Source organism: Peribacillus sp. P4_C12, assembly GCF_056402095.1.
This window is the reverse complement of record NZ_JBFUIB010000712.1, coordinates 1-1,568: the sequence shown is the minus strand read 5'-3', so window position 1 is coordinate 1,568 and position 1,568 is coordinate 1. Positions and strand designations below refer to the sequence as shown.

Annotated in this window: 1 protein-coding gene; it reads left to right on the top strand. The window is 39.2% G+C overall.

From position 1 onward, the window contains the following. Positions 1-615: 615 nt before the first annotated feature. On the top strand, positions 616-1,568 hold a 953-nt coding region (locus AC1DUW_RS28270), incomplete at its 3' end, for a zinc-dependent alcohol dehydrogenase family protein (RefSeq protein WP_477644111.1).

Here is a 1,568-nt window from a genome sequence, read left to right as displayed (position 1 = left end):
GGGCAAGCTGTGGTATCAGGACACTTTTCTGTATTAAAGTCCTTCATAGTAACACCCAATTTTTTTAAGTATCAAATTTTATCCTATTCCACAAAATTGTGCGTACTTTTAAATTTATAATATATAAAGTATCATTGATTTTACAAGTGAAGACTAAATATTCTCTCTTTTTAGACTATTCACCATTAAAGATGTTTCGTAAAAAAATCCGATGAGAATGACACTGACTGGCACAGCAGTGGATTGGAACCAGATTATCTCATAACACATGAAGGATTCATTTTTATGATTGTTTCGAAGGGAGGGTAAGAGATTGGGATTGTTTTAGGGGGTATTATTTTCCATCTTATAGGAACTTGGAGCTGTTTCTGTTAAATTTGGTCTTCTGTCATCCCCTCCAATTACCATGGGAACCATCCGGTTTCTTTTAACAGGTAATTTACGATTTAATAAATCACCTAGACATAGATTAGAGAAGAAGCTTGTATCATAAAGGTCAAAGGGAAGTAAAAGTAGGTTATATTAGCTTTATTCTTAGCACATACCATCATCCTGACCATGAATAGGTAATGAGACATTTTCCTATTTTCAGGCAAATAATAAGGAGTAACTAAAATGAAATCACAAATTATTCAGTCTTTTGGTGAACCATCCGTATTTCAATATAAAGAGATTTCAAAACCTGAACTGAAACCTGGACATGTACTTATTCAAGTAAAGGCTACGAGTGTAAATCCTATTGATACGAAAGTTCGTGCTGGTGCAGTTCCAGCCGTTGCACCCAAGTTTCCAGCAGTATTACACGGAGATGTGTCAGGGTTGGTATCTGCAGTGGGTGAAGGAGTAACCGAGTTTAAAATTGGCGATGAAGTGTTTGGATGCGCGGGTGGATTTAGAGGCACTGGCGGTGCACTTGCAGAGTTTATGCTTGCAGATGCCGATTTACTTGCTCATAAGCCGAAAAATTTGACGATGGAAGAAGCCGCAGCTTTACCATTAGTTTCCATAACTGCTTGGGAAGCATTATTTAATCGTGCAAGGCTTATACCTGGACAAAATATATTGATCCATGGAGCCACCGGAGGTGTAGGACACATCGCCATTCAATTAGCCAAATGGGGAGGAGCGACAGTCTATACAACTGCCTCTTCGCAAGAGAAACTGGAGATTGGCACGCGCCTTGGTGCTGATATAACTATTAATTATCGAGAAGAAAGTGTTCATGACTATGTACAAAAATATACAAACGGAAAAGGATTTGACGTCGTGTTTGACACGGTAGGGGGTGAAAACCTTGATCGCTCTTTTGAGGCGGCAGCGGTACATGGAACGGTAACAGCCATTGCTACTCGTTCGACTCATGACCTCTCCCCCGTACATTCAAAGGGACTTTCCCTTCATGTTACCTTTATGTTGTTGAAGATATTAAACAAGGACATGCATAAACATTATGGAGAAATTTTGATGAAGGTTGCTAGGATGGTTGAGGAAGGGAAACTGCGTCCGCTTTTGGATTCAAATATTTTTACGTTTGATGAAGTATCAAAAGCCCATGAGTACATGGAGTC